The organism is Cupriavidus phytohabitans (assembly GCF_017815025.1).
GTDB lineage: Bacteria > Pseudomonadota > Gammaproteobacteria > Burkholderiales > Burkholderiaceae > Cupriavidus.
On sequence record NZ_JAGIQB010000009.1, the window covers coordinates 1 to 20,230 of the forward strand.

At 67.4% G+C, this 20,230-nt stretch carries 18 protein-coding genes; 1 reads left to right on the forward strand and 17 read right to left on the reverse strand.

Annotated elements, in window-relative coordinates:
- Positions 1 to 77: 77 nt before the first annotated feature.
- The 15 genes from J8I34_RS08030 to J8I34_RS08100 all read right to left on the reverse strand — a co-directional run bounded on the left by J8I34_RS08030 (position 78) and on the right by J8I34_RS08100 (position 18,291).
- Positions 78 to 1,127 (reverse strand): sulfonate ABC transporter substrate-binding protein, encoded by a 1,050-nt coding sequence (locus J8I34_RS08030; RefSeq protein WP_209805780.1) that lies wholly within the window; start codon positions 1,125 to 1,127, stop codon positions 78 to 80.
- A gap of 167 nt (positions 1,128 to 1,294) precedes the next feature.
- The gene (gene ssuE, locus J8I34_RS08035; RefSeq protein WP_209805781.1) at positions 1,295 to 1,930 is read right to left on the reverse strand and encodes an NADPH-dependent FMN reductase; all 636 of its coding nucleotides are present in this window, start codon (positions 1,928 to 1,930) and stop codon (positions 1,295 to 1,297) included.
- An 88-nt stretch (positions 1,931 to 2,018) separates the two neighbouring features.
- Positions 2,019 to 3,023 (reverse strand): sulfate ABC transporter substrate-binding protein, encoded by a 1,005-nt coding sequence (locus J8I34_RS08040; protein WP_209805782.1) that lies wholly within the window; start codon positions 3,021 to 3,023, stop codon positions 2,019 to 2,021.
- A gap of 424 nt (positions 3,024 to 3,447) precedes the next feature.
- The gene (locus J8I34_RS08045; protein WP_209772147.1) at positions 3,448 to 3,987 is read right to left on the reverse strand and encodes a ferritin-like domain-containing protein; all 540 of its coding nucleotides are present in this window, start codon (positions 3,985 to 3,987) and stop codon (positions 3,448 to 3,450) included.
- Positions 3,988 to 4,240: 253 nt separating this feature from the next.
- Positions 4,241 to 6,829 carry an ATP-dependent chaperone ClpB gene (gene clpB / locus J8I34_RS08050; RefSeq protein WP_209805783.1) on the reverse strand — a complete coding sequence of 863 codons (2,589 nt, stop codon included), beginning with the start codon at positions 6,827 to 6,829 and terminating at the stop codon, positions 4,241 to 4,243.
- A 196-nt stretch (positions 6,830 to 7,025) separates the two neighbouring features.
- Positions 7,026 to 7,910, reverse strand: a complete 885-nt coding sequence (locus J8I34_RS08055) for a MaoC/PaaZ C-terminal domain-containing protein (protein ID WP_209805784.1) — start codon at positions 7,908 to 7,910, stop codon at positions 7,026 to 7,028.
- The gene (locus J8I34_RS08060) at positions 7,910 to 10,060 is read right to left on the reverse strand and encodes a D-(-)-3-hydroxybutyrate oligomer hydrolase (RefSeq protein ID WP_209805785.1); all 2,151 of its coding nucleotides are present in this window, start codon (positions 10,058 to 10,060) and stop codon (positions 7,910 to 7,912) included. The genes J8I34_RS08055 and J8I34_RS08060 overlap by 1 nt, the downstream gene beginning before the upstream one ends.
- Positions 10,061 to 10,191: 131 nt before the next feature.
- Positions 10,192 to 11,736, reverse strand: coding sequence for an acyl-CoA synthetase (locus J8I34_RS08065; RefSeq protein ID WP_209805786.1), 1,545 nt, complete (start codon positions 11,734 to 11,736; stop codon positions 10,192 to 10,194).
- Positions 11,737 to 11,751: 15 nt separating this feature from the next.
- The gene (locus J8I34_RS08070) at positions 11,752 to 12,828 is read right to left on the reverse strand and encodes a branched-chain amino acid ABC transporter permease (protein ID WP_209805787.1); all 1,077 of its coding nucleotides are present in this window, start codon (positions 12,826 to 12,828) and stop codon (positions 11,752 to 11,754) included.
- 16 nt (positions 12,829 to 12,844) lie between these two features.
- Positions 12,845 to 13,870 (reverse strand): branched-chain amino acid ABC transporter permease, encoded by a 1,026-nt coding sequence (locus J8I34_RS08075; protein ID WP_029048722.1) that lies wholly within the window; start codon positions 13,868 to 13,870, stop codon positions 12,845 to 12,847.
- Positions 13,871 to 13,970: 100 nt separating this feature from the next.
- On the reverse strand, positions 13,971 to 14,711 hold the full coding sequence (locus J8I34_RS08080; protein WP_209805788.1) for a branched-chain amino acid ABC transporter ATP-binding protein: 741 nt from the start codon (positions 14,709 to 14,711) through the stop codon (positions 13,971 to 13,973).
- Positions 14,704 to 15,468: an ABC transporter ATP-binding protein gene (locus J8I34_RS08085; RefSeq protein ID WP_029048720.1), complete on the reverse strand. Its 765-nt coding sequence runs from the start codon at positions 15,466 to 15,468 to the stop codon at positions 14,704 to 14,706. Before J8I34_RS08085 ends, J8I34_RS08080 begins: the two co-directional genes overlap by 8 nt.
- A gap of 125 nt (positions 15,469 to 15,593) precedes the next feature.
- Entirely contained in the window at positions 15,594 to 16,781 is a 1,188-nt protein-coding gene (locus J8I34_RS08090) for a substrate-binding domain-containing protein (protein ID WP_209805789.1), read from the reverse strand.
- A gap of 77 nt (positions 16,782 to 16,858) precedes the next feature.
- Positions 16,859 to 17,641, reverse strand: a complete 783-nt coding sequence (locus J8I34_RS08095; RefSeq protein WP_029048718.1) for an enoyl-CoA hydratase/isomerase family protein — start codon at positions 17,639 to 17,641, stop codon at positions 16,859 to 16,861.
- On the reverse strand, positions 17,638 to 18,291 hold the full coding sequence (locus J8I34_RS08100; protein WP_371748050.1) for a TetR/AcrR family transcriptional regulator: 654 nt from the start codon (positions 18,289 to 18,291) through the stop codon (positions 17,638 to 17,640). The genes J8I34_RS08095 and J8I34_RS08100 overlap by 4 nt, the downstream gene beginning before the upstream one ends.
- A gap of 225 nt (positions 18,292 to 18,516) precedes the next feature.
- Here J8I34_RS08100 and J8I34_RS08105 point away from each other — a divergent pair, with 225 nt between their 5' ends.
- Complete coding sequence (locus tag J8I34_RS08105; protein WP_209805790.1) at positions 18,517 to 19,383, forward strand: alpha/beta fold hydrolase; 867 nt, start codon at positions 18,517 to 18,519, stop codon at positions 19,381 to 19,383.
- On the opposite strand, the gene crcB is transcribed toward J8I34_RS08105, so the two are convergent.
- Entirely contained in the window at positions 19,365 to 19,745 is a 381-nt protein-coding gene (gene crcB / locus J8I34_RS08110; protein WP_209805791.1) for a fluoride efflux transporter CrcB, read from the reverse strand. The genes J8I34_RS08105 and crcB overlap by 19 nt on opposite strands.
- Positions 19,745 to 20,230: a molybdopterin synthase catalytic subunit MoaE gene (gene moaE / locus J8I34_RS08115; RefSeq protein WP_029048715.1), complete on the reverse strand. Its 486-nt coding sequence runs from the start codon at positions 20,228 to 20,230 to the stop codon at positions 19,745 to 19,747. The genes crcB and moaE overlap by 1 nt, the downstream gene beginning before the upstream one ends.

Consider the following 20,230-nt stretch of genomic DNA (forward strand, 5'->3'; position numbering starts at 1 on the left):
ATTCGTCTCATCCTGTGAAATCAATGCGTGCTGAGCACGCCGTGGCCTTCGGCTACGGCAGGTTGTTCAGACCATCCTTAGCGCTGCGCCTGCTGCTGCGGCCTCTGTTGCGGCCTCTGTTGCGGCACCTCCCAGCGCGCATCCGCCACCTTGACCGGCTTGGGGATCAGCTTGAGCGCGTGGAAGGCATCGGCGATGCGCTGCTGCTCGGCCAGCACGTCGGCGCTGACCGGGCGCGCGCCGTAAGCGAAGCGCGAGACCGCCAGTTCCAGCACGTCGGCAGGCAGGCCGACTTCGCCGGTCAGCACGGCGGTCGCGTCTTTGGGGTTCTTTTCCGCCCACGTGCCCAGCGTGGCGAGTTCATCGAGGATCAGGCGCACGATCTCGGGCCTGGCCTGTGCGTAGGGACGCGACGCCAGGTAGAACTGGTGGTTGCTGACCACGTTCTTGCCGTCGGCGCCACGGCCATCGGCCAGCACGCGCGCGCCCAGCTGCTTCTCGGCGGCGGCGAAGAACGGATCCCAGATCACCCAGGCATCGACCGAGCCGCGCTCGAAGGCCGCGCGCGCATCGGCGGGCGGCAGGTAGACCGGCTGGATATCGCTGTACTGCAGGCCGGCCTTCTCCAACTGGCGCACCAGCAGGTAATGCACGTTCGAGCCCTTGTTGAGGGCCACGCGCTTGCCGCGCAGGTCGGCCACCGAGCGCAGCGCCGATCCCTTGGGCACGACAATGGCCTCGGCGGCCGGCGCCGGCGGTTCGTTGCCGACATAGACCAGCTGCGCGCCGGCGGCCTGCGCGAAGATCGGCGGCGCCTCGCCCACGGTGCCGAAGTCGACGGCGCCGACATTGAGGCCTTCCAGCAACTGCGGGCCGGCCGGGAATTCCGTCCACTTGACGGTGATGCCTTGCGGCGCCAGCCGCTTTTCCAGCGTGCCGCGCGCCTTCAGCAGCGTCAGCGTGCCGTACTTCTGGTAGCCGATGCGCAGCACCCTGGCGTCGATGCTCTTCGATTGCGCTTCGGCGCGGCCGGGCAGCAGGCCGTAGGCCAGGCCAGTGGCGGCGACCAGCGCCGCGATATACAAACGGCGGCGCAGCGAGCCGGCCGGCTTGATGGTGGTGGTCATGCGATTTCCTCCTTGGCCGGCCAGGGAGCCGGCGTATGTTCTGAAGTTGGATTGCGTGGAAACGCGGGCAACATCCCGCCCTGCCTACCCGGATTGCCGGTGGCATGGCTGGCGGCGTTGCTGCCGCGGCGCCGGGCTGGCCGGCGCCAATACATCAGGAATTCAGATCAGGCGGTACATCGCTCCGCCACCACGGCGGCAGCGGCGGCGCGCTGCCCGAAGGCGCCGGGCACAACGTCGAGTGCGTCGAGCGGAACCTCGATGCGCGCATGGGCCAGTGCGTCGCGCACGCGCAGCAGGCCTTCGTCCAGGCGGGCGGACAGCGCGGCGTCGAAGCGCGCCTGGCGCACGCCGCCCAAGTCGGAGATTTCGATCTGCTGGTCCACGGCAAAGATGCCGGGCAGGATCTGGCGCGAACCCAGCGCGGACAGCACCGGGCGCAGCGCGTAGTCGATCGCCAGCGCATGGGCGAGGCTGCCGCCGGTGGCGATCGGCAGCACGATCTTGTCGCGCAGGCCGGTCTGCGGCAGCAGGTCCAGGAAGGCCTTGAGCAGGCCGCTGTAGGCGGCCTTGTAGACCGGCGTGGCCAGCACCACCACCTGGGCCTCGGCCACCGCGCGGGCGGCGCCGGCAATGGCGTGGTCGTCCACGCGCGCCGCCAGCAGCGGACCCGCCGGCAGGTCGCGCAGGTCCAGGTGGCGGGTGCGTTCGCCAGCGGCCTCCAGCGCGGAGCGCAGGTGCGCCAGCACAAGGCCGGAGCGGGACTGGACCGACGGGCTGCCGGAGAGCGTCAGGATGGACATCGGGGCTTCCTTCTTCTTGTAGGCCGGCTCGGTGCCGGACCGCCCCACGCGGCCCGGCCCGCCGGCCTGATCGGTGTTATTCCCGGGGCTATTTCTTGCCGGGTTGATAAATCTGATCGAACGAGCCGCCATCGGCGAAGTGGGTCTTCTGGGCCTTCTGCCAGCCGCCGAACGCTTCATCGATGGTGAACAGCTTCACCTTGGGGAAGTTGGCCGCGTACTTGGCCGCCACCTTCTGCGAGAGCGGACGGTAGTAGTTCTTCGCGGCGATCTCCTGGCCTTCGTCGGTGTACAGGAACTGCAGGTAGGCCTCGGCGGCCTTGCGCGTGCCCTTCTTGTCGACCACCTTGTCGACCACGGCCACCGGCGGTTCGGCCAGGATCGAGATCGACGGAGCGACGATCTCGAACTTGTCGGGACCCAGTTCCTTGATGGCCAGGATGGCTTCGTTTTCCCAGGCCAGCAGCACGTCACCCAGGCCACGCTCGACGAACGTGGTGGTGGCGCCGCGCGCGCCGGAATCCAGCACCGGCACGTGCTTGAGCAACTCGCCGACGAACTCGCGCGCCTTGGCTTCATTGCCGCCCGGCTGGCGCAGCGCATAGCCCCATGCGGCCAGGTAGTTCCAGCGCGCGCCGCCCGAGGTCTTGGGGTTCGGCGTGATCACCTGCACGCCCGGCTTGACCAGGTCGCCCCAGTCCTTGATGCCCTTGGGGTTGCCCTTGCGCACCAGGAACACGATGGTCGAGGTGTACGGCGAAGCGTTATGCGGCAGGCGCTTTTGCCAGTCGGTCCTGATCAGGCCCCTCTCGGCGATGGCGTCGACGTCGTAGCCCAGCGCCAGCGTCACCACGTCAGCGTCCAGCCCGTCGATCACCGAACGGGCCTGCTTGCCGGATCCGCCATGCGACTGGCGCACGGTCACGGCATCGCCGCCCTGGGCCTTCCAGGCCTTGGCGAAGGCGGCATTGACGTCGACGTACAGTTCGCGCGTCGGGTCATAGGAAACATTGAGCAGGCTGGTCGCCGAAGCGGTCTGCGCCGCGCCCAGGGCGCCCAGGACTGCCAGGCCGATGGCCAGTTTGCGGATCATTTGTGTTGCTCCCGTCATGAATGGGCGCCAGGCGCCTCTGGTTGCCTTCGCCCACCGTCTGGGGCGGGCTTGTGTCAGGAGCAAGACTACCGACGGGGCTTTCTCGACGGAACGAATGGTTTCGCCGATCCTTTACTGTTTTTTGCATAAGATCGGACGGAAATATCGGCATGCCGTCATATGGGGGACGACGGGGCTCCAGGTAGCGCGGCATGGCACGGTGTGGCGCAACCGGCACGCACAAAAGAAAACGCCCGCACCGGCAAACCGGTGCGGGCGAAGTTTCCATTCCGGAAACGGGTAGACAAGTCATGAAGAGCGCCCCCGCATCTCCATGACAAGTGAATGGTATCGGGTCGCCGCGGGGTCTGATTTGATCGCGGTCAAGTCCGGAACAACCCGCAGCGAATCTCCGCGCGGAGCCTCAGCCGCCCTGGCGCGCCAACAGGTCCGCCATCTCGTCGGCGTGTTCTTCTTCCACCGCCAGGATCCCTTCCATCATGCGGCGCGAGGTCGGGTCACGCTCGCCCAGGAACCTGATGATCTCGCGATAGCTGTCGATGGCGATGCGCTCGGCCACCAGGTCTTCCTTGATCATCTCGGTCAGGTTGTTGCCCGGGACATACTCGGCATGCGAACGGCTGGTCAGGCCGTCCGGCGCGAAGTCGGGCTCGCCGCCAAGCTGGACGATGCGCTCGGCGATCTGGTCGGCATGGCCCTGCTCTTCATTGGAGTGGGCCAGGAATTCTTCGGCGACACTCTTCGAGTTCGGGCCCTGGGCCATGAAGTAGTGGCGGCGATAGCGCAGCACGCAGACGATCTCGGTGGCCAGCGCATCGTTGAGCAACTTCAGCACCGCCTCGCGGTCCGCCGTATAGCCCGCGGTCACGGCCCCCTCGTCGATGTGCTTGCGGGCGCGCTCGCGCAGGGTCTTGACGTCTGTGAGGAAGGACTTGTCGGTCATGGATTGGCTCCTGTAGGGATGGCTGCATGGCGTCGCAGCGCGTCAGAAGGAAACTCAACCCTTTTGCAACGCGAAAAGTGTGCCACTCGATGTTCGGCCGCATCGCACGGGCGCCAGCAAGCCGCCGATCCCTCGCGTATGCAAAATTTTCACGCGCCCGATCCGCGTTACACGCGCCAGCCGCTGTACAGACGAAAAAAAACCCCTGCGCGCAACACGCAGGGGGTTGTCGGCATCCGGGCTGCCTCAGATGTTAGTGGACGGCCTGCCCGAACGTGAACTCGCCATCCACATAGTCCACCGGCACCACATCCTTCGCCGCGAACTTGCCTTCCAGGATGGCGCGCGCCACCGGGTTCTCGATCTGCTGCTGGATCGCCCGCTTGAGCGGCCGCGCCCCGAACACCGGGTCGTAGCCCGCGCTGGCGATCTTCTCCAGCGCGTGGTCGCTGACCTCCAGCGTCATGTCCATGCGGGCCAGGCGAACCTGCAGGCGCTGCAGCTGGATGCGCGCGATCGACTCGATGTTCTTCTGGTCGAGCGCGTGGAACACCACGACTTCATCGATCCGGTTCAGGAATTCCGGCCGGAAATGCGTGCGCACTTCCTGCCAGACCGCGCCCTTGATCGCTTCCTGCGGCTCGCCGGCCATCGACTGGATGATCTGCGAACCCAGGTTGGACGTCATCACGATCACCGTGTTCTTGAAGTCCACCGTGCGGCCCTGGCCATCGGTCAGGCGGCCGTCGTCCAGCACCTGCAGCAGCACGTTGAAGACGTCCGGGTGGGCCTTCTCGACTTCGTCGAGCAGCACCACGCTGTACGGCTTGCGGCGCACGGCCTCGGTCAGGTAGCCGCCTTCCTCATAGCCCACGTATCCCGGCGGCGCGCCGATCAGTCGGCTGACGCTGTGCTTCTCCATGAACTCGCTCATGTCGATGCGGATCAGGTGCTCTTCGGAATCGAACATGAACTCGGCCAGCGCCTTGCACAGCTCGGTCTTGCCGACACCGGTCGGACCCAGGAACAGGAACGAGCCATAGGGCTTGTTCTCGTCCGCCAGCCCGGCACGCGAACGGCGGATGGCGTCGGACACCAGCCGCACGGCCTCGTCCTGGCCCACCACGCGCGCATGCAGGCGCTCTTCCATCTTCAGCAGCTTCTCGCGCTCGCCCTGCATCATCTTCGACACCGGGATGCCGGTCGCGCGGCTCACCACTTCGGCGATTTCCTCGGCACCCACCTGCGTGCGCAGCAGCTTGTTGGGCTGCTTCTGCTCGCTGGCCTCGGCGTCGGTCGCGGCCTTGAGCTTGCCTTCCAGGCCCGGCAGCTTGCCGTACTGCAGCTCGGCCACCTTGTCGAGCTTGCCTTCGCGCTGCAGCTTGGCGATCTCCAGCTTGACCTTCTCGATCTCTTCCTTCAGCGCGGCCGTGCCCTGCGCGGCGCCCTTCTCGGCCTTCCAGATCTCGTCCAGGTCGGCGTACTCTTTCTCCAGGCGCGCGATTTCCTGCTCGATCAGGTCGAGGCGCTTGAGCGAGGCTTCGTCGGTCTCCTTCTTGACCGCTTCGCGCTCGATCTTGAGCTGGATGGTGCGGCGCTCGAGCTTGTCCATCGCCTCCGGCTTGGAGTCGATTTCCATCTTGATGCGCGCGGCCGCCTCGTCAATCAGGTCGATGGCCTTGTCGGGCAGGAAGCGGTCGGTGATATAGCGGTGCGACAGCTCCGCCGCGGCGACGATGGCCGGGTCGGTGATCTCGACGCCGTGGTGCAGCTCATACTTCTCCTGCAGGCCGCGCAGGATGGCGATGGTGGCTTCCACCGTGGGCTCGTCGACCAGCACCTTCTGGAAGCGGCGCTCGAGCGCGGCGTCCTTCTCGATGTACTTGCGGTATTCGTCCAGCGTGGTCGCGCCGATGCAGTGCAGCTCGCCGCGCGCCAGCGCCGGCTTGAGCATGTTGCCCGCGTCGATCGCGCCCTCGGCCTTGCCCGCGCCGACCATGGTGTGGATCTCGTCGATGAAGACGATGGTCTGGCCCTCGTCCTTGGCGACGTCGTTCAGCACGGCCTTCAGGCGTTCCTCGAACTCGCCGCGGTACTTGGCGCCGGCCAGCAGGCCGGCCATGTCGAGCACCAGCACGCGCTTGTTCTTCAGGCTTTCCGGCACTTCGCCGTTGACGATGCGCTGCGCAAGCCCTTCCACGATCGCGGTCTTGCCCACGCCGGGTTCGCCGATCAGCACCGGGTTGTTCTTGGTGCGGCGCTGCAGGATCTGGATCGCGCGGCGGATCTCGTCGTCGCGGCCGATGACGGGATCGAGCTTGCCGATGCGGGCACGCTCGGTCAGGTCGATGGTGTATTTCTTCAGCGCCTCGCGCTGGCCCTCGGCTTCGGCGCTGTTGACCGATTCGCCGCCGCGCACGGCCTGGATGGCCGATTCCAGCGACTTGCGGTTCAGGCCGTTCTCGCGCGCGATGCGCCCGGCGTCACCTTTGTCGTCGGACACGGCAAGCAGGAACAGCTCGCTGGCGATGAACTGGTCGCCGCGCTTGAGCGCTTCTTTCTCGGTGGCATTGAGCAGGTTGACCAGGTCGCGGCCGATCTGGACCTCGTTGGTGCCCTGCACCTGCGGCAGGCGCTTGATGGCGGCGTCCAGCGCCGTCTGCAGGCCCTGCACGTTGACGCCGGCGCGTGCGAGCAGCGCGCGGGCAGCGCCGTCGTCCTGCGACAGCAGCGCGCGCAGCACATGCTGCGGGTCGATATATTGGTTGTCGTTGGCCAGGGCCAGGCTTTGCGCTTCAGCCAGCGCTTCCTGGAACCGGGTGGTCAGCTTGTCAAGACGCATAGGATTCCCTCTCTCGGATAGGTCGTGTCCTGATGCGGGGGGCGCTGGCTCCGGGCTTCACCCGCCGGGTTGCCTGGATGCCCTGCCGGACACTGGATATCCGAAAGATAAGGCTTTGTCGCGACATTTCAAGGACCGCCGCCGCACGTTATCGAGTGAAGCAAACGATACGCGGCGGACCTTGTGACGCGCCTCGCTATGCCGCCCGGCTCTCGCTTCCCTTGTCCGCCAGGTTGCGCACCAGCACCAGCGACTCGCCCTGCACGACCACGCGGCCATCCTCGCCGGTGACCACGCTCGCCAGGTTGACCAGGTCCTTGCCGGCGCGCAGCCGGACGATGCGCACCTGCGCCGTCAGCGCCTCATCCAGCCGCGCCGCCGAGGCCAGGCGCAGCGATTGCTTCATCCAGCCGGTGCCGCGCCCCGGCAAGCGGGTGCCAAGCAGGTCCGAGAACATGCCGGCCAGCAGCGGCAGCGGCACCGCCGCCTCGCCGAACCCGCGCGCGCGGGCGAAGGCGGCGTCGGCGTGGTACGGGTTGGAATCGCCGGTCAGGGCGACGTACTCGCCGATATCGGCCGCTGTGAAGGCGCGCGTGGCGCTAGCCGACTGCCCGGGGCGCAGGCCGTACAGCGCCGGATCGCCCCCGGGCTCCGGCTGCTCGCCCGGCCACGATGGCAGCCGGCCCGGTGCCGCGTCGGCCAGCCACGACGATTCGCCTGTGGCCGCGACGCGCGGCGCCGCACCGGGAAGGCCAGCGCTGACCGTGGTGCCGAAAGCCGCCAGCCCCGCCTGTGGCTGTGGCTGTGGCTGCGGGACCAGCGCAAACGCCACCGCGTCGCCGGCGAAGGCCGGCGTCGGGAACATCAGCGTCTGCGCCACCGGCAGCGCGGGCGCAGCAAGCTCCCGCCAGGTATGGGCGCACAGCAGCGAAAACAGGAACATGCCGTGCGCCACCGTGGCACCGAAGTGCGTGCCGCGGGCAAAGGCCGGATCGCAGTGAATCGGGTTGTCGTCGCGCGACAGCGCGGCGAAGCGGTCGAAGTCGCGTTGCGTCAGCGCGCGCGGCATGGCGTCGGTCATCAGTTGGGCACCTCTACGGTCGAAGCGTTGACGGAAATCGCATTGCCCGGTGCGGGCGTGGCGGCGATCGGCGGGACATTGGACGGCAGCAGCGTGGGCGCCGGCGTGTTGAAGGTGCCGCCGCGCGGCGTGGTGCGCACCACCTGCGATGGCGGCAGCGCCTTGCCGGTGGTCAGGTTGTCGTAGACGGCGTCGAGCGCGCGGTTCAGGTAGACATGGAGCGGCACGTAGCGGTTGCTGTAGCCCGGCACCAGCCCGATGAAGGCATCGAAATGCTGGGCATTCTCCACTTCGATGTACGACAGCTTGCTGGTCACGCCCTCTTGCTGCCGGTTCAGCCCCAGGTACGGGCGCGAGGTATGGTTCACCGGCAGCAGGCCGTCGCTGCGGCCATGCACGATCACCGCCGGCTTGCCGCGCAGGTTGCCGTTGCGCAGCGTCAGCGCCTGGCCCGCCTGCAGTGCGCGCGCCGCGGCGTCGCTGCCGGCCAGCAGCTTGCGCAGGCAATCGGCGCCATCGTAGTTGAGGTCGGTGCGGCCGTTCGATGCCGACACCGAAACCAGGTTCAGGTACGGTCCGTGCGTCGGGTCGAGGTCGTTGATCAGCTGCACCGACGGCGGCTGCGGCGGGATGCCGTTGCCCGTGGCGAACATCGATGCCAGCGCCGCGGGGGCAATCGCGGCCGGCTTCAGATCTGTCAGCGTATTGGCGAAGCTGTAGCCGCAAAGCTTGTCGGTCACGCTCGCCTGCGCGTAGGCGTTGGCATAGGTCACGGTAATCGCGGCAGCCGTGTCGAATGCGGCCAGCGACGGGTGCAGGTCATCGGATTCGGACTCCCAGCCCGCTTCATGCAGGACCTGCAGCGCGCTGGCGCTCTGCTCGCTGGTATTGGTGCCGGTGACCAGGCCCTTTTCCGCGAGCGTGGTGCAGCGCGCGGCGAAGAATGGCGCCATGGTCGGGTTGTCGTAGAAGGGGGACTGCGTCAGCGCGGTGGTGCGCGCGGCGCAGTGCTGGAGCAGGTTGGCCGTGCTGGTGTAATCATACAGCGTGCGGCCCGAGGACAGGACCTGCACGCCGCCGCGCCGCACCACGACGCCCGTGTCCGGCGGCATGTTGAGGTTGGGCTCGCCCACGGCGACGCCGTCGATCAACCCATCGGCATCCTGCTCGGCCGCGGCCACCGCGGCGCCGCCGCCGTTTGACACGCTCGACGCAATCACCAGGATCTTGTCCTTGTCCATGCTGCGCTGGCGCGTGCCATTGGCGGACACGGCGCCGAAGCGGTCGTTGATCGCCCAGATCGCGAACTCGACCGCCTGCAGCGTGAACTTGCCCCAGTCCTTCTCCGGATTGCGCTGCGAATGCGCGTGCTTGAACGCGAGCCGGTGCGGGCTGGCGGCGGTGAAGTCCGCCAGCGACGTGGCGCCGGCGGGCGCGGCGAACTGCGCATTCTTGCCGGCGGCGGCGCGCGTGGCGCGGGTGCCGTCTATCAGCGGCACGGTGTCGGTATCCAGGTCGTGCGGCGCGGCACCAGTGCCCTTGTCGGTATAGGCGACCGCGCAGCCGCGCTTCAGCCCCCATTCGCCGGTGGCAATGGCGCCGTACACGCCGCGCGAGCCCGAAGACGTCGCGGTGATCACGCACGGCCTGGCGGTGTCGAAGCTGGCCGGGATCTGCACCAGCATGGTCACGTTCTGCTGGCCTGTGCCGTCGTCCGAGAACGCCAGGTATTCCACGCCGGCGATCTTGCCTTCAGAGCCGGTGACATTGCCCTGCGCGTCCACGTTGGGGCCATACAGCGAGCCATAGCCGCCAGCCGCGGTCGTATCCACGATGGCGCGGTAGTTGGCGTAGATCGCATAGCGGCGCAGTTCCGCCGCGGTCGGCGCGGTGGCATTGGTCGGCACCGGCGCGGTGGCGCTGGCGAGTCCGTCCTTGCCCAGCCCCGCGGTCAGCAGGTCGTCGCTGCTGCCGTTGTAGCTGTTGATGGTGACCGTGCCGATATATGCAGGCTTGGTGTTGGGGTTGCTGCCGCTGCCATTGTTGTCATCGCCCGAGCCGCAGGCGGCGGCCAGCATCGCGGCTGCGATGGCGAACGCCGTGCGGCGCAGGCGGCTTTCTTGCTGCGGCGGAAACTGCCTGGAATGCATGTCACCCTCCTTCTGTCGCCCGTGTCGGGGCGGTAGAGACGAACGTCAATGGAGAACAGCGGAGACTGCGGACTGCGGACTGCGGAACTGCGGGGGAACTGCGGGAAATGCTTATGGCAAAACGTGGCGCCTCAGCCGGCAAACCTGGCGCGCAGCCTGTGCTTTTCCACCTTGCCGGATGGCGTGCGCGGCAAGGCGTCGACAAAGCGCACGTGGCGCGGCACCTTGTAGCCGGCGAGCTGCGCCTTGCAATGGGCGATGACCTGCGCTGCATCGAGCGTGGCGCCAGCGCGCAGCACCACCAGCGCCATGCCGGTCTCGCCCCAGCGTTCGTCCGGCGTGCCGATCACGGCGGCCTCAGCCACGCCCGGCAGCTGGAACAACACGTTCTCGACCTCGGCGGGATAGACGTTCTCGCCGCCGGAGATATACATGTCCTTGGCGCGGTCGACGATGTAGTAGTCGCCCTCATCGTCGCGCCAGGCGATGTCGCCGGAATGCAGCCAGCCGTCGCGGATCGCGTTGGCGGTCGCTTCCGGCAGGTTCCAGTAGCCGGGTGTGACTCCCGGTCCCCTGATCAGCAGTTCGCCGCGCGCGCCGGGTGCGACGTCATGGCCCCGCGGGTCGACGATGCGCGTCAGCATCGACCCCACCGGCTTGCCGATGGTGCCGATCTTGCGGCGCGCGGTGTCTTCGTCGCAGACAAAGACCGTGGGACCGGTTTCGGTCATGCCGAAGCCGAAGCAGATGGTGACGCCCTTGGCCAGGTAGGCTTCCAGCAGCGGCCGCGGCACCGGCGAGCCGCCCGCCGACATGTTGCGCACGCCGCAGAAGTCCGCCTGCGCGAAGCCCGCGTGCTGGCTCAGGAACAGGTAGACCGCCGGCACCGCGAAGAACATGGTGATGCCCTCGCCCGATTTGCTGTCGAGCCGGTCCAGCACGACCTGCGGCTCGAACTGCCGCATGATGTGCACCGTGCCGCCGGCGTGCAGCACCGGGTTGGCATACAGGTTCAGGCCGCCGGTATGGAAGAACGGCAGCACGTTCAGGAATACGTCGTCGCGCGTGATCTTGTTGGCCAGCATGGCGTTGACGGCGTTGAAGAACACCATGCCATAGGTCTGGATCACGCCCTTGGGCTTGCCGGTGGTGCCGGAGGTGTACAGCAGGTGCCAGACCTCGGACTCGTCGCGGCACGGCATCTCGATGATGCGGCCCGAAGCGGCGTCGAGCACCGCTTCGTATTCGGTCCAGCCACCGGGTACATCGGCCGCCTCGTCGTCGGCAAGATGCAGGACCGCGCGCAGCGGCACGGTGCGCGCCAGTTCGGCGGCCACGGCCAGGAAGCCGTCGCCGGCTACCAGCACCTCGGGCGTGCAGTCCTGCAGGATCGGCAACAGCTCCGCAGCGGGCAGGCGCCAGTTCAGGCACACCATCACCATGCCGGCCTTGGCGCAGCCGTACAGCATCTCGAAATAGTCGGAGCTGTTGTGCGCCAGCACGGCGACGCGCGTGCCTGGTGCCAGTTGCAGGCCTTCCGCCAGGTATTCGGCGAAGCGGCTGGCGCGTTCGTCGAACTGGCGATAGGTCACCCGGCGCCCGCTTTCCACGTCTACCAGCGCGACCTTGTCGGGAGTGTGCTGTGCGTTCTTGTGCAGCCAGTCGATCACGTACATTGCGCGGGCCTCCGTTCAGGTTGCCACGTCCTGCACGGCACGATTGCCGCGCAGCCGCCCCACCACGCCCTGCGGGAAATAGTAGACGCTGAGGATAAACAGCAGCCCCAGCCACAGCAGCCAGCGGTCCGGATGCAGCAGCGACGACAGCAGCGGCAGCGCCGCGGTGGCGTCGCTGGCCAGTTTCATCACGTCCTGCAGGTAGGTCTGCGCCACCAGGAACAGCACCGTGCCGATCACCGCGCCGTAGAGGGTGCCCATGCCGCCGATCACCACGATCAGCAGGATGTCGACCATGATTTCGAACGACAGCGACGTATCAGGACCGTTATAGCGCAGCCACACCGCCATCAGCACCCCGGCCAGCGTGGCGAACATCGCAGACAATACCGTCGACACTGTGCGGTAAACCACAGTGCGGTAGCCAATGGCCTCGGCACGGAAGTCGTTCTCGCGGATCGCCTGCAGCACGCGGCCGAAGGGTGAGTTGACGATGCGCAGCAGCGCCAGGAACAACACCAGCGCGCCGGCGAACACCACGTAATAGCTCAGCAGCTTGCCGGTCAGGGGCACGCCCAGCAGTTCGGCCTCGCCGATCGAGAAGCCCGGGCGCAGCACCTCGGGCACCTTGAAGGTCAGCCCGTCCTCGCCGCCGGTCCATTCCGACAACTGCGAAACCAGCGTGGCGAAGGCAGTCGCCACCGCCAGCGTGATCATCGCGAAGAAGATCGCGCGCACGCGCAGCGAGAACAGGCCGATCAGGAAAGCCAGCAGCGCCGAGACCGCCAGCGCGCCCACGGCGCCCACGGCGAGCGCGCCCCAGCCCGGCTCCATCCGCGACATGGCAATGGCCACACCATAGCCGCCGATGCCAAAGAACATCGTATGCGCGAACGAGACGATGCCGGTGTAGCCGAGCAGCAGGTCATAGCTGGCTACCAGCACCACGAAGATGCAGATCTTGGCCGCCATGTTCAGCGCCCGCGCGCCGGGGAAGGCGAACGGCGCGCAGGCCAGCGCCAACAGGATCAGCAGCAGGATTACGGTCAGCACGCGGCTGCGTGGCAGGTCGCCGGAGAGAAGTCGGATCATGGTCGTGTCGCTCCGATCAGCGCCGTGCCACCGGGAACAGCCCTTGCGGGCGCCACAGCAGGATCAGCATCATCAGCAGGATGTTGGAGAACAGCGCAACCTTCGGGAACAGGAAGCCGGTGTAGTTCGCCATCAGGCCGACCAGCAACGCGCCGACGAAGCAGCCCGTGGTCGAGCCCAGCCCGCCGATGATGATGACGATAAAGATCAGCACATTGACCTGCGCCCCGATCGCCGCGGTGATGTTCTGCTGGTACAGGCCCCACAGCACGCCGCCCAGCCCGGCCAGGCCGGCGCCAGCCACGAACACGCCGATGAACAGCCGGCGGATGCGGTAGCCGAGCGCCTCGACCATCTCGCGGTTCTCCACGCCGGCGCGGATCAGCAGGCCGATGCGGGTGCGGTTGAGCAGCAGCAGCATCGCGATGAAGATCACCAGCCCGAGCACCATCGCGATCAGCCGGTACTTCTCGATCGCGGCATCCCCAAGCAGCACCGCGCCGCGGAAGGTGGTGGGCACCTGCAGCGCGATGGTTTCCGGGCCCCAGATCGCCTTGATCAGCTGCTCGGCGACGATCATGCCGCCCATTGTGATCAGGATCTGCTTCAGGTGCTGGCCGTAGACCGGGCGCACCACCACGCGCTCGAAGAAGAGGCCTACCGCGCCGGCCGCGACCATGGCGGCAGCGATCGCCAGCGCGAAGACCGCCAGGTTCTGCGCGAGGCTGTCCGCCTCCACCCAGCCGGCCATCGGCAGCAGCACCGATGCCGCCACGTAGGCTCCCAGCGCGATGAAGGCGCCGTGGCCGAAGTTGAGCACGTCCATCAGGCCGAAGACCAGCGTCAGGCCGGAGGACACCACGAAGATGATCATCCCCATCGCCAGCCCGGCGATAGTCAGCGTGAGCCAGGTGGAAGGACTGCCGACCAGCGGGAAGGCCAGCAGCATCAGCAGCGGCGCCAGGGCCAGCGGGGTCCAGTCGAGCCGGACCCTGGGCAGGGCCGCCGGCGGTGCGGTGGGTAAGGTCGTTGAAGTTGTCATGGGTCTCCGTCCTGCCGCGGCTGACTCTCCGCGTTCGGTGTGCTCCCTCTCCCGCTTGCGGGAGAGGGAGCAAACAATCGGTCTCGTCGAAGCGTCCTGGCTACTGGTGCGCCGCCAGCGACAGCCCCAGCAATTGCTGCTGCAGCCCCTCATCGCCCGCCAGCGCCGCCATCGTCCCCGCATGCACGGTGCGTCCATCATCCATCACCGCCACCGTATCTCCCACCGACTTCGCCAAGTTGAAGTTCTGCTCCACCAGCAGGATCGATACTTCGGTCTGCTTCAGCTCGCGGAATACGTGGATCATGTTCTGGATGATCGCGGGTGCCAGCCCCTTGGTGGGCTCGTCGACGATCAGCAGCTTGCGCGGCTCGATGATCGCGCGCGCCACCGACAGCATCTGTTTCTGCCCGCCCGACAGCACGCCGGCACGCTGGTGCCAGAAGGTCTTCAGCGCCGGGAACATGCGAAACACCCAGTCCAGCCGCCGCTCGTCGATGGCCCCGCTGCGCGCGGCCAGGCGCATGTTCTCGGCCACGGTGAGGTCCGAGAACACGCTCATGTTCTCCGGCACGTAGGCGATGCCGGCCTGCGCGATCGACGGCGTGCTGTGGCGCGTGATGTCCGTGCCGTCGAAGGTCACCGTGCCCGCGCTCGCCTGCCACAAGCCCATGATGGTGCGCAGCGTGGTGGTCTTCCCGGCGCCGTTGCGTCCCAGCAGCATGGTCACGCCGCCGCGCGGCACGTCGAAGCTGACGCCGTGCAGGATGTGATACGGGCCGATATGGGTCTGCACGCCCTGCAGCCGCAGGATCGGCGTGGCGAGTTGCGCGTCAGCCATGGTTGCCCCCCTCCTCCTCTGCCATGCCGAGGTATGCCTGTTGCACCACGGGCGACGCAATCACCTCGGCCGGATCGCCGTCGGCCACGAGCGTGCCGTTGTGCAGCACGATGATCCGGTCGGCCAGCGAGCGCACCACGTCCATCTTGTGCTCGACCAGCAGCACGGTCTTGCTGCGGTCCTGGCGGATCTCGCGGATCAGGTCCAGGATCACCGGCACCTCGTCCACGCTCATGCCCGCGGTCGGTTCGTCGAACATGAACACGCGCGGCTGCAGCGCCAGCAGGATGCCGACCTCCAGCTTGCGCTGGTCGCCATGCGGCAGCGACGCCACCGTCAGGTGCTGCTTGCCCGCCAGCGCAACGCGCTCCAGGATTGCCAGCGCCTGCGCGCGCACGTCGCGGTGGCTGGTCCACATCGAGAACAGGTCGATGCCGCGCTGCTGCCGCGCCTGCACTGCCAGCCGCACGTTCTCCAGCACGCTGAGTTGCGGGAACAGGCTGGTCAGCTGGAAGGCCCGGCCAATGCCGCGCCGGGTCCTCTGCGACACCGGCAGGCGCGTCACGTCCTCGCCGTCGAGCAGGATCTGCCCGGCAGTGGACGGCAACTGCCCCGAGACCAGGTTGAAGTACGTGGTCTTGCCGGCGCCGTTCGGGCCGACGATGCAGGTCAGCTCGCCCGGCCGGAACGCGCACGACACCGCATTGACCGCGACATGGCCGCCGAAGCGGATGGTCAGCTCGCGCGTCTCGAGCAGTGGCCGGGCGCCGGCCGCCGCTGCCTTGCCGCGCTGCGCGGCGGACGATTGCGACGCCGGCAGGCCGGCAGAGCGGGCGGAGGGGGCGGAGGGGGCGGAGGGGGCGGAAGAGGCTGGCGCGCTCATCAGCGTTGGTTGCGCACGGGCACGTTCATTTCTTCGGGCTTGATCTCGCGCACGAGTTCAGGCACGCCCCAGGCAAAGGCCGGGTCCACCTTGATCTTGAAGTGGTACATCGACTGCATCGCCTGGTGGTCTTCCTTGCGGAAGGTCATCTTGCCCTTGGGCGTCTCGAACGACATGCCTTCCATCGCCATGATCAGCTTGTCGGTGCCGGTGTCGCCGTTGGTCTTCTTCAGCGCCTCGACCAGCGCGATGCCCGCGGTCATGCCGCCGGCGGTGAAGAAATCGGGCGGCGCCTTGAACTTGCTGTAGTGGTTCGACACCAGCCACTCGTTGGCCTTGTTCTTGGGGATGCCGAAGTAGTAGTACGTGGCCCCCTCCATGCCGGGGAAGTTCTTGTAGCTGGCCATCGCCGGCAGGATGTTGCCGCCGGTGGCGATCTCGATGCCGTAGCGCCTGGGATCGAGATCGGCGATCTTGAACGGGTTGCCGGCACCGGCCCAGATGATGAAGATCACCTTGCGGCCGGGCTTGTCCTTGAGCGAATCGAACAAGCGCTGCGCACCGGCGGTGAAGTCCGTGGTGTTGGTGGGCAGGTATTCCTCATGGACGATCTTCGCGTTCTTGAGCGCGCCCTTGAACGCCTTCACGCCATCACGGCCGAAGGCGTAGTCCTGCGCCAGCGTGGCGATGGTCACGCCCGGCTTGTCCAGCGCCACGGCGTTGGAGATCGCGTCCTGCGACGAATTGCGGCCGGTACGGAAGATATAGCGGTTCCACTTGTCCCCGGTGATCGAATCGGCGACGGCGGGCTCGACCAGCAGCACCTTTTTGTATTCCTCGGCCACGGACAGCATCGCCAGCGCGGTACCGGACGAGGTCGGGCCGACAGCGATATCGGCGCGGTCGTCGCTGTAGGCGGCAGCAAGCTGTGCCTTGGCCACGTCGGGCTTGCCCTGCGTATCCTTTTCGATCACCACCAGCTTGTTGCCGTTGACGGCCATGGTGCCGTTGGTGGCGTATTCCAGGCCCATCAGCAGGCCGGTCTGGGTCTGCTTGGCATACGCTTCCAGCGCGCCGGTCTTGTCGTAGACGTGGGCGATGCGGATGTCCTTGGCCAGCGCGGCGCCGGTGGCAAGAAGGCCGGCGGCCATGACCAGGGCGCGTACGGCGAGGGGGTTGCTTTGCATGGCTGTCTCCTGTGTTCGCTCTCTTTGTGTTGGTAGGGCTGGAACCTGCTGCAACTGCGGGAATGTCTGCTGCCCGGCTACTCTCGCGTTCGCCCGGCAAGGAAGCGGCGCATGCCGTCGGCGGTCTCCGCCCTGGCAATCTGCGCGACGAAGGCGGCGCGCTCGCGTTCAAGGCCTGCTGCCAGCACCTCGGCGTCCCAGCGCAGCAGCGCGCGGGTGCTCGCCACGCTGCCGGGCACCTTGTCCGCCAGGCCGCGCGCCAGCGCGATTGCATCGGCCTCTGCCGCACCGGGTGCCGACAGCGCGCAGGCCAGGCCATGCGCGACGGCATCCGGCGCCGCGACGACCGTGTTGTTCAATTGCCAGGCGCGCGAGCGTGCCGGACCGACCAGTTGCGGCAGCATCGCCGTCCAGCCACCGTCCGGGCTGAAACCCACCACCGTATAGAACGGTGCGATGCGCGCATCCTGCGCCAGCACGGCCATGTCGCACGCCAGCACCAGTCCAAGCGAGCCGCCGGTCAGCCAGCCCTCGACGGCCGCCACCACCGGACAGCGCAGCGCCGCGAGGCGCAGGATCGAACGGTTCAGCAGCGCGAGCAGCTCGCTGGCGTAAGCGGCTATGCCATCGCCTTGCGCCGCGAAGGCCGCGACGTCGCCGCCGGTCGAAAAATTGCGCCCGGCATGCGTAAGAACCACGGCGCGGATCGACGTGTCGGCATCGATCTCGTCCAGCGCGGCCAGCAAGGCTTCCAGCAGCGCCGGCACGAGGCTGTTGTGCCGCTGCGGCCGGTTCAGGCGCAGCAGCGCCACGCCGTCCCTGCGTTCGAGCAAGACCAGCGAACCTGCGGCCATGGTCATCGCGGCTGCAGGCCGTGGGCGATCAGGTCGAAGGCAGTATCGACCACCTTCTCCATGGAGGCCGGACGCTTCCAGCGTGCGTAGCGCATGCCCAGGAAGTTGCTGATGCCGATCAGGCACCAGGCGCGCACCTCGGCATCGCCGGGGACGATCTCGCCCTGCTCTTCGGCGCGCTCCAGCCGCCGGCTGTAGAGTTCGGCAAAGACCTGGAAGTAGCTGCTGTAGATGGTCTCGTCCACCGAATACGAGTCCAGCACGATGCGGTACAGGTTCTTGTGGCGCGAAACGAAAGAGAGAAAGGCCTTCAGGCCCAGCCGCTCGGCTTCCATCTGGCTGGCGGCATTGGCCACGTGCTTGCGCAGGTGGGCGCGCACCAGTTCCAGCATATGGCTGACCAGCGCGCGGAAAATATCTTCCTTGTCCTTGAAGTACAGGTAGAAGGTGCCCATGGCGACCTTGGCTTCCTGCGTGATCTCGGAGATCGACGCGGCGTAGTAACCCTTCTCGCCGAACACTTTTTCCGCGGCGCGCAGCAGCGCCGCGCGGGTCTTCTGCCCGCGCGCGGTCTTGGGCGGGCATATGCCGCCGGCGTGGGCCATGTCGGGTGCTTCGCGGGCTTCGCCGACTTCGCCAGTCTCGGTCTGGGACATCTTGTCTCCGGTGGCGCTGCGCGCCTTGTCATTGGAATGCCGGCCGCCTCGGGTCACGCCGCAGGCACCTCCTCGCGCCTGCCGCCATCCCGGGAACCGATATGCAGGCAAAACCTGATATCTGATTCATGTTTCATCGTATAAATTGACTGGCGTGGATGTCAATAGAGGGGCACCCTGCCCCCGTTGCACCAATTCCTACCCACCGCCTGGAGAGACACGTCCTTGGACGCTCCCGATTCGGCATGTGACACCGCCCCCGCCCCGCCCTTTGCTACCCATCCGGCGCATGGCCCCTTGCCGGGCTGGCGCGAAGCCGGCGACGGCCAGCCGCTGCTGCTGTTGCACGGCTGGTCCGTCAACGGCGAAGCCTTCGACGGCCAGCGCGCGCTGGCGCGGGCGGGATTCCGGGTGATTGCGCCCGACCATGCCGGCCATGGGCTGTCGCGGCACGCCACCGGCACCACCATCGCGGCGCTGGCGCGCGATGCCGCGGCGCTGGCCGGCCATCTCGGACTGTCCGATGTGGTGGTGGTCGGCTGGTCGATGGGCGCGATGGTGGCATGGAGCCTGCTGCGTGACCATCCGGGTTGTCCACTGGCAGCGGTCGGCAGCATCGACATGACGCCCCGGCTGGTCACCGACCCGCAATGGCCGCACGGCCTCCACGGCCATTACGACATGGCCCAGGCCAGGCAGATGGCGGCGCGCATCCGCGCGGACTGGCCGCGGCTGGCGCCTTCGGTGGCATTGGGACTGTGGGCGGCAGGACGGCGCCCCGATGGCGCGGCGATGCAGCACATTGCGCGGATGGCGGAGAGCTGCGAGGCCGGCACGCTGGCCGCGCTATGGGAAGACATGGCGAGGCAGGATTTCCGCGACACGCTGCGCGCGGCGCGCGTGCCGTTGTTCCACCTTTATGGCGAGGCCAGCCGGCTTTATGCGCCGGCGGTAGGCATCGCCACGCACGCATTGCAGCCCGATGCGGGCCTGGGCGTAATCGCCGGCGCTGGCCACAGTCCGCACATGGAGCAGCCGCAGGCATTCAATGCCGTGCTGCGCTCGCTCATGGATCAGGCCAGCACGCGGTAAGTCCAGAACCCCACCGCGGTCAGCAGCAGCGAGCCGCCCAGGTGCAGCAGCAGGTGCATCGCTGCCCAGCCGTAGTCGCCGGCAAGCAGGTTGGCAAGCACCTCGCTGGAAAAGGTCGAGAATGTGGTCAGGCCGCCAAGGAAACCGGTGATGGCCAGCAGGCGCCATTCCGGCGGCAGGCCGGCGTGTGTATCGAAAAAACCGACGGCCAGCCCGATCAGGTAGCCGCCCAGCAGGTTGGCGGCCAGCGTGCCGTACGGCAGCGCGGGGTTGAGCGCATTCCACAGCACCGAGAAACCCCAGCGCAGCCATGCCCCCGCCGCGGCGCCGACACCGACGGCAACAAACCCCAACGGCCCCATCAGGGCTTGTCCTCGCCGCTGGCGTTGATCGACGTAATACCCCAGCGCTTCAGCGCGTCTTCATCGGTCACGCGGGCGTCGACCCAGCGCGCCCCCTCCGGCGTTTCTTCCTTTTTCCAGAATGGCGCTTCGGACTTGAGGTAGTCCATGATGAATTCGCAAGCCGCGAAGGCATTGCCGCGATGTTTCGATGCGACCGCGACGAGCACGATCTGGTCCAGCGGCAGCAGCGGGCCGACGCGGTGGATGATGGTGACGCCCAGCAGTTCCCAGCGCGCGCACGCCGCCGCTTCGATCTGCGCCAGCGCCTTCTCGGTCATGCCCGGGTAGTGCTCCAGCTCCATCGCGCTGACGGCGCTGCCTTCGCTGACATCGCGCACGGTGCCGATAAAGCTGGCCACGGCGCCGACCTGCGGATTGTCGGCGCGCAGTGCCGCGACCTCGGCGCCCAGGTCGAAATCCTCGCGCTGAACCCTGACGCTCAT

What these genes read in the sequence shown, in the direction of transcription:
- J8I34_RS08030 (WP_209805780.1), bottom strand. Translation starts at nt 1,127, where the DNA reads ATGACCACCACCATCAAGCCGGCCGGCTCGCTGCGCCGCCGTTTGTAT.
- ssuE (WP_209805781.1), bottom strand. Translation starts at nt 1,930, where the DNA reads ATGTCCATCCTGACGCTCTCCGGCAGCCCGTCGGTCCAGTCCCGCTCC.
- J8I34_RS08040 (WP_209805782.1), bottom strand. Translation starts at nt 3,023, where the DNA reads ATGATCCGCAAACTGGCCATCGGCCTGGCAGTCCTGGGCGCCCTGGGC.
- J8I34_RS08045 (WP_209772147.1), bottom strand. Translation starts at nt 3,987, where the DNA reads ATGACCGACAAGTCCTTCCTCACAGACGTCAAGACCCTGCGCGAGCGC.
- clpB (WP_209805783.1), bottom strand. Translation starts at nt 6,829, where the DNA reads ATGCGTCTTGACAAGCTGACCACCCGGTTCCAGGAAGCGCTGGCTGAA.
- J8I34_RS08055 (WP_209805784.1), bottom strand. Translation starts at nt 7,910, where the DNA reads ATGACCGACGCCATGCCGCGCGCGCTGACGCAACGCGACTTCGACCGC.
- J8I34_RS08060 (WP_209805785.1), bottom strand. Translation starts at nt 10,060, where the DNA reads ATGCATTCCAGGCAGTTTCCGCCGCAGCAAGAAAGCCGCCTGCGCCGC.
- J8I34_RS08065 (WP_209805786.1), bottom strand. Translation starts at nt 11,736, where the DNA reads ATGTACGTGATCGACTGGCTGCACAAGAACGCACAGCACACTCCCGAC.
- J8I34_RS08070 (WP_209805787.1), bottom strand. Translation starts at nt 12,828, where the DNA reads ATGATCCGACTTCTCTCCGGCGACCTGCCACGCAGCCGCGTGCTGACC.
- J8I34_RS08075 (WP_029048722.1), bottom strand. Translation starts at nt 13,870, where the DNA reads ATGACAACTTCAACGACCTTACCCACCGCACCGCCGGCGGCCCTGCCC.
- J8I34_RS08080 (WP_209805788.1), bottom strand. Translation starts at nt 14,711, where the DNA reads ATGGCTGACGCGCAACTCGCCACGCCGATCCTGCGGCTGCAGGGCGTG.
- J8I34_RS08090 (WP_209805789.1), bottom strand. Translation starts at nt 16,781, where the DNA reads ATGCAAAGCAACCCCCTCGCCGTACGCGCCCTGGTCATGGCCGCCGGC.
- J8I34_RS08095 (WP_029048718.1), bottom strand. Translation starts at nt 17,641, where the DNA reads ATGACCATGGCCGCAGGTTCGCTGGTCTTGCTCGAACGCAGGGACGGC.
- J8I34_RS08100 (WP_371748050.1), bottom strand. Translation starts at nt 18,291, where the DNA reads ATGTCCCAGACCGAGACTGGCGAAGTCGGCGAAGCCCGCGAAGCACCC.
- crcB (WP_209805791.1), bottom strand. Translation starts at nt 19,745, where the DNA reads ATGGGGCCGTTGGGGTTTGTTGCCGTCGGTGTCGGCGCCGCGGCGGGG.
- moaE (WP_029048715.1), bottom strand. Translation starts at nt 20,230, where the DNA reads ATGAGCGTCAGGGTTCAGCGCGAGGATTTCGACCTGGGCGCCGAGGTC.